The sequence below is a fragment of the Streptomyces sp. NPDC006265 genome (assembly GCF_040613555.1).
GTDB lineage: Bacteria > Actinomycetota > Actinomycetes > Streptomycetales > Streptomycetaceae > Streptomyces.
Map to the genome: position 1 here is coordinate 1 of NZ_JBEXSH010000551.1, position 6,027 is coordinate 6,027.

Consider the following 6,027-nt stretch of genomic DNA (forward strand, 5'->3'; position numbering starts at 1 on the left):
AAACCCCGAGTACGTCCAGTACGAGGGCTTCCGGCCGGCACGCCGAGAGCACGTACCGGACGCCGCTCCTCAACGGGCAAACGTTGCCTGCCGCGGCACTAGCGGTCTGCTGTGCCGTGGGCGATGGTCGTGACCCGTTCGCTCTCCACCCGCTTGTCCAGCACCCCGTCCCCGGCCTGCCCCAGGTGCCGGCACAGCACCACGGAACCGCCGGTGGCCAGCGGTCCGTACAGACCCGCGTGCAGCCCCTCCCAGGTGTCGTACGGCAGCCCCGACAGGATCCGCGACCCGGGTCCGGTCAACCCCAGCGCCGTCGCCTCGGCCCGGGCCCGTTCGACCACCTCGGCCCCGCTGAACTCCCGCCCGGCCACGATCAGCGCGGGCCCGTCCGGATCCACGGGTGCGTACGGCACGAATCGGTCGCCCTGCCCCGGCACCTCCACCGCATAGTCGGCGAAGCCCTCGGGTGCCTGCGGGAACCGTCCTCCAAGGGGACGCAGCGCCATGGCGATCCTCGCACCGGAGCACGTCCGGGCCTCCTCCAGCCGGTCCGGCCCGCTCACCACGACGTCGGCCGCCCGCGCATCTCCGGACACGTCCGCGACGACTCCCACCGACGCACACGCCAGCAGCCACACCGCCGTCTGCCAGTGCGCGGGCAGCAGCAGCGCCACCCGGTCCCCGGGCTCGACGGACAACTCGTCCTGGAGCAGGTTCGCGGTCTTGGCCACCCAATTGGCGAAGGTGGCCACGGACAGTTCGACCCGTTCGCCCGTGGCGTCGTCGTAGAAGGTCACCAGGGGGCGTCCCGGATCCGCGGCGAGCGCGGAACCCAGCAGGTCGGCAGGGGTGCGATCGGTGGCGTTCACCGCGCAAGCGTACGCAACGCACGGGCTCCCGCCCAACGGCCCGCCCACCGCACCGCCTCGAATCCGCCACCGGTTCGGCCGAATCAAGACCGACGGCCCGTCAACTCCTAAATGGACAGACTTATACGACTATGTCCAAGATCAGGGGCATGCGTGGATTCCTTGCTTCCTCGATCGGTGTCACCTGTGCGGCCGCTCTGGCCCTCCCCCTCACCCCTCCCGCCCTCGCGGCGACGGCGAGACCGGTGCCGGCCGCGGAAGCCGCGAGACCCGCGCCCCACGCGGGGACCCCGGCCACGACCCCGACCGACCGACGCGCCGCGGAGCCGTCCGCCGCCGGCAGCACCCAGTCCCTCCCCCTCGAACCCCTCACTCGCGACCGTGCCACCCCCTCCGCCCCCGCCACCGAGCAGGGTCTGCCCCGCCGCGCCGTACGCCACTTCTCCCTCGTCGGCGTGGTCTGGGACGACCCGGACGCCGAACTGCACGGCTGCGTCCAGGTCCGCACCCGCGCCGCCGACACCGGCACCTGGTCGGGCTGGCAGGACGTCGAGACCCACAACGCCGACCACGCCGCCGACCTCGACACCGCCGAGAGGGCTTCGGGCCGCGTCCGCGGTGCCACGGCCCCGCTGTGGGTCGGCGACTCCGACGGCGTGGAACTCCGGGTCCGGCCCGAGTCCGACGGCTCGGCAGCCGACTCCGCCGGGCACACCTCGGGCGCCCGCAACCTGCCCGCCGCGCCCCCGTTGCCCTCGGGTCTGCGCCTCGAACTCGTCGACCCCGGCGAGGACGACGACGCAGCTCCCGGCGCCGGGGAAGGCCGCCGCGCCGCCAACGCCCTGAACGGCGCCGTCACCGAGGCCTCCGCCGTCAACGCCGACCTCTCCCCTCTCGGCGCCACCGAGATCGCGGCCCTGAGCCGCGCCGAGACCGAGCAGGAATACCTCGCCCTCGATGCCGGCGGGCTGACGGAGCAGCAGCGCCGGGCCAAGCCGTACGTCGGCCCACGCCCGGGTATCGTCACGCGGCGCGGCTGGGGGGCGAACGAGGGGTTGCGGGAGAGCGGCTTCCGGTACACGAAGAAGGTCAAGGCGGCCTTCGTGCACCACACGGCCAGCGGCAACAACTACCGCTGCTCACAGGTCCCCTCACTCATCCGCAGTATCTACCGCTACCACGTCAAGAGCATGGGCTGGCGGGACATCGGCTACAACTTCCTCATCGACAAGTGCGGAAAGATCTACGAGGGCCGCGCCGGGGGCGTGGCGAAACCGGTCCTCGGCGCGCACACGCTGGGTTTCAACAGCAACAGCATGGGGATCGCCGTCCTCGGGTCGTACGGCTCCCACAAGCCCTCCAAGTCCGCGGTCAAGGCCGTCGCCCGGCTGACCGCGTGGAAGCTGGGGCTGTACCGGGTGAATCCGAAGGGGAAGACCTACCTGACGTCGGCCGGCAGCAATCTCCACCGAAAGGGTAAGAAGGTACGACTGAACGTGATCTCGGGGCACCGGGACGGCTTCAAGACCGAGTGCCCGGGACGCAAGCTCTACGGAAAGCTCGGCTCGGTCCGCTCCAAGTCGGCCCGCTACCAGGGCCGCTGAGCACACGTTCACCGCCTATGGGGGGCAGGGGGCGGCATGCCGCACGGCCAACGAAGGTGCCACGGAACGGTCTGCATACACTGACCGGCCGAAAGACAGTTCGGCCGGTCCCGGCAGGAAGCAGAGACGACACGTGACTGAAGCGATCCTCCTGGTCGGCGGCAAGGGCACCCGGCTGCGCCCGCTCACGGTGCACACGCCCAAGCCCATGGTCCCGGCGGCCGGGGTGCCCTTCCTCACGCACCAGCTGGCGAGAGCGAGAGCCGCGGGTGTCGAGCACATCGTCCTGGCCACGTCCTATCTGGCCGAGGTCTTCGAGCCGTACTTCGGTGACGGCGCCGCGCTCGGGCTGCACATCGAGTACGTGACGGAGGAGGAGCCGCTCGGCACGGGCGGCGCCATTCGCAACGTGGCCTCCCGGCTGCACTCCGGGCCCGACGACCCGGTCCTGATCTTCAACGGCGACATCCTGACGGGCCTGGACATCCACGCGCTGGTCGACACCCACGAGACGACGGGCGCGGACGTCTCCCTGCACCTCACCAAGGTCTCGGACCCGCGCGCCTACGGCCTGGTCCCCACGGACGACACGGGCAGGGTCCAGGCGTTCCTGGAGAAGCCGCAGACGCCCGAGGAGATCGTCACCGACCAGATCAACGCGGGGGCCTACGTCTTCCGCCGCTCGGTCATCGACGCGATCCCGCCGGCCCGGCCGGTGTCGGTGGAACGGGAGACCTTCCCCGGTCTCCTCTCGGCCGGGGCGCACCTCCAGGGCATGGTCGACTCGACGTACTGGCTGGACCTGGGCACCCCGGCGGCCTTCGTCCGGGGCTCGGCGGACCTGGTCCTCGGCCGGGCCCCGTCGCCCGCCGTCCCCGGCCGCTGCGGCGACCGTCTGGTCCTGCCCACGGCGCAGGTCGCGTCCGACGCGAAGCTGTCGGGCGGCACGGTGGTGGGCGAGGGCGCCTTCGTCGCGGAGGGCGCGCGGATCTTCGGCAGCACGATCCTGCCGGGCGCGGTCATCGAACCGGGCGCGGTCATCACCGACTCCCTGATCGGCACCCGGGCCCGCGTCGGCCAACGCTCGGTCCTCACGGGCACGGTCATAGGCGACGGCGCGGTGATCGGCCCCGACAACGAACTCCTGGAGGGCGCCCGCATATGGTGCGACGCCCGCATACCGGCAGGAGCGGTCCGCTTCTCGTCGGACCAGTAGGCCGGGACGGGGGCCCCGCCGTGGGCATGCGTGCCGCTGGGGGCGGCACGGGTGGACGCAGCGGCACCCCGCCACGCCGGGCTGCGTAACGCCCCCGACCTCAGCACCGGCGCCGAGCATCAAGCTGCTCCCGCCCGCACGCGTGATGCTCCACCGGGCTGGTCTCAACCCGGCTGGTGCCGATGGCGCAAGACCTCCTGGAGCGTCGCTCCGGGAGGCCTGAGCCAGGAATCCACTCCCCTCAGGGAGGGGAGGATTCAAAACTGCCCGATATCCCACCGAGGCATCTTCGGCGCCCGCCGCGCCGGCACCCTCCCGCTCAGCAGAATCAACCGAGCCGCCCGATGCCGCTGCCCCGCGTACGGCTCCAGCAGCTCCAGCATCACCGCATCATCCGCATCCCGGTCCCCGGCCAGCGCCCACCCCACGATCCCGGGCAGATGCAGATCCCCCACCGTCACCTCGTCCGCCGCCCCATGACTGCGCTGCACCGTCTCCGCGGACGTCCACGGCCCGACCCCCGGCACAAGCTCCAGCCGCGCCCGAGCCGCCCCGGGCTCCATCCCCACCGCCTGCTCCAGCCGCGCGGCGACCCGCACGGCACGCAGGATCGTCGACGCCCGCTTGTTGTCGACCCCGGCCCGATGCCACTCCCACGACGGGACCAACGCCCACGTGCGCGGCGCCGGCATCACGTACATCCGCGCGTGCGCGGGCCCCGGCGCCGGCTCTCCGAACTTCCGCACCAGCAGCCGCCACGCCCGGTACGCCTCATCGGTCGTGACCTTCTGCTCCAGGATCGACGGGATCAGCGACTCCAGCACGAGCCCGCTCCGCGTCAGCCGCAACCCCGGCCGCCGATGCCGGGCCGACGCCAGCAGCCGGTGCCGCGGCACGAACGCCGACGGATCGTCCGCGGCCCCGAGCAGCTCCGGCAACCGCTCCAGCAGCCACTCGGCCCCGGGCCCCCAGGCCTCCCCGCGCACCCCACCGCCGTACGCGCACACCCGCAGCGTCCCCGGCCCGGCCGGAGTGAGGCTGGTCCGCCACACAGACCCGTCCGGCGTCGCCCGGAACGTCGGGTCGCCGGGCCCGCGCCGCAACGGCCCGAGCACCAGGCCGAGATCCAGCGGCCCGTCCGGCACCCACTCCCGCACCCGCCCCGGCCCCGTGGCCTGCCGTGGCACCCCCGCGGGCACGGCGACCTGCCCACCGCGCGTCGTCGTACGCGTGGGCCGCGGAGCGAACCGTCCTGCCATCAATGACGTCCCTGGGATCCGTGAGGGGCAGCCCTACGAGCGTAGGCGCCGCCCGGCAGCCGTCACCGCACCTCGATGAACGCCCCCGCGTCCCGCTCGGGCCGCGGCCGCGGGTCCTCCGCCGGATGCCCGACCGCCACCGCCCCCATCGGGTCCCAGTCCGCGGGCAGCTCCAGCACCTCGCGCACCACGTCCCGGCAGAACATCGTCGACGACACCCAGGCCGACCCCAGCCGCTCCCCGGCCAGCGCGACCAGGAAGTTCTGCACACCGGCACCCGTGGCGACCACGAACATCTCCCGCTCGGCGCCGTCCCGCCGCGGGTCGCCGTAGGTGTGCGAGCCGTCCATGACCAGGCAGGGGACGACGAGATACGGGGCGTTACGCAGGACGTCCCCGCGCCGGACCCGCTTGGCGATGGACTCCTCGCTCTTGCCGTCCCGCCGCAGATCGGCGATCCAGGCGTCCCGCATGGCCTCGAGCAGCCGCGTCCGCGAATCCTGCGACTCCAGCAGCACGAACCGCCACGGTGTCGTGTGGTGCGGGGCCGGCGCCGTCACGGCCGCGGCCACGGCCCGCCGCACGGCATCCGCGTCCACGGGCTCGTCCGTGAAGGACCGGACCGTACGCCGCTGGGTCACGGCCAGCCGTACCGCCTCGGAGGTGCCGAGGCGGAACATGTCGTCGCGCACGCCGCGGACCACGGCCCGCGCTCCCTCGCCGCGGTCGCCCTCCGTCACCAGGTGCGGGAGCCCGCGCACCACGGCGACGGGCAGCCCCGCGGCCTTGCCCTTGACCAGGTCGCCGGCGGCGGCGAGTTCGTCGGCCGTGGCGACGACGGTGGCGCTCAGCGGATTGCCGTACGCGTCCGTGCCGCCGCGCAGATCGTCGAGCACGCGCACTCCGGCGGCGCCGATCGCGACGTCCGTGAGCCCGGCCCGCCAGGGCCGCCCGAAGGTGTCGGTGACGACGACCCCGACGTCGTGAACTCGCCCTCGTCCGCGACATCCTCGACGACCAGCGACGCGAGTCCCGAAAACACCACGCCCACACGCACGTTGACATCTCACATGCAACGT

4 protein-coding genes and 2 pseudogenes are annotated in these 6,027 nt (G+C 73.0%); 3 read left to right on the forward strand and 3 right to left on the reverse strand.

What is annotated here, in order from left to right; all coding sequences use genetic code 11:
* Positions 1-98: 98 nt before the first annotated feature.
* Positions 99-869: a TIGR03089 family protein gene (locus tag ABZ281_RS33500; RefSeq protein WP_356661651.1), complete on the reverse strand. Its 771-nt coding sequence runs from the start codon at positions 867-869 to the stop codon at positions 99-101.
* Positions 870-1,018: 149 nt separating this feature from the next.
* Here ABZ281_RS33500 and ABZ281_RS33505 point away from each other — a divergent pair, with 149 nt between their 5' ends.
* The 3 genes and pseudogenes from ABZ281_RS33505 to ABZ281_RS33515 all read left to right on the forward strand — a co-directional run.
* Complete coding sequence (locus tag ABZ281_RS33505; protein WP_356661653.1) at positions 1,019-2,473, forward strand: N-acetylmuramoyl-L-alanine amidase; 1,455 nt, start codon at positions 1,019-1,021, stop codon at positions 2,471-2,473.
* A gap of 133 nt (positions 2,474-2,606) precedes the next feature.
* On the forward strand, positions 2,607-3,689 hold the full coding sequence (locus ABZ281_RS33510) for an NDP-sugar synthase (RefSeq protein WP_356661655.1): 1,083 nt from the start codon (positions 2,607-2,609) through the stop codon (positions 3,687-3,689).
* Between the two features lie 136 nt (positions 3,690-3,825).
* Positions 3,826-3,912, forward strand: a pseudogene (locus ABZ281_RS33515) (RNA-guided endonuclease TnpB family protein); the annotation flags it as partial.
* Positions 3,913-3,946: 34 nt separating this feature from the next.
* On the opposite strand, the gene ABZ281_RS33520 reads toward ABZ281_RS33515, so the two are convergent.
* Both ABZ281_RS33520 and ABZ281_RS33525 read right to left on the reverse strand, forming a co-directional pair.
* Positions 3,947-4,948 carry a DNA-3-methyladenine glycosylase 2 family protein gene (locus ABZ281_RS33520; RefSeq protein ID WP_356661657.1) on the reverse strand — a complete coding sequence of 334 codons (1,002 nt, stop codon included), beginning with the start codon at positions 4,946-4,948 and terminating at the stop codon, positions 3,947-3,949.
* 62 nt (positions 4,949-5,010) lie between these two features.
* A pseudogene (locus ABZ281_RS33525) lies at positions 5,011-5,931 on the reverse strand (coenzyme F420-0:L-glutamate ligase); the annotation flags it as partial.
* Between the last annotated feature and the right edge of the window lie 96 nt (positions 5,932-6,027).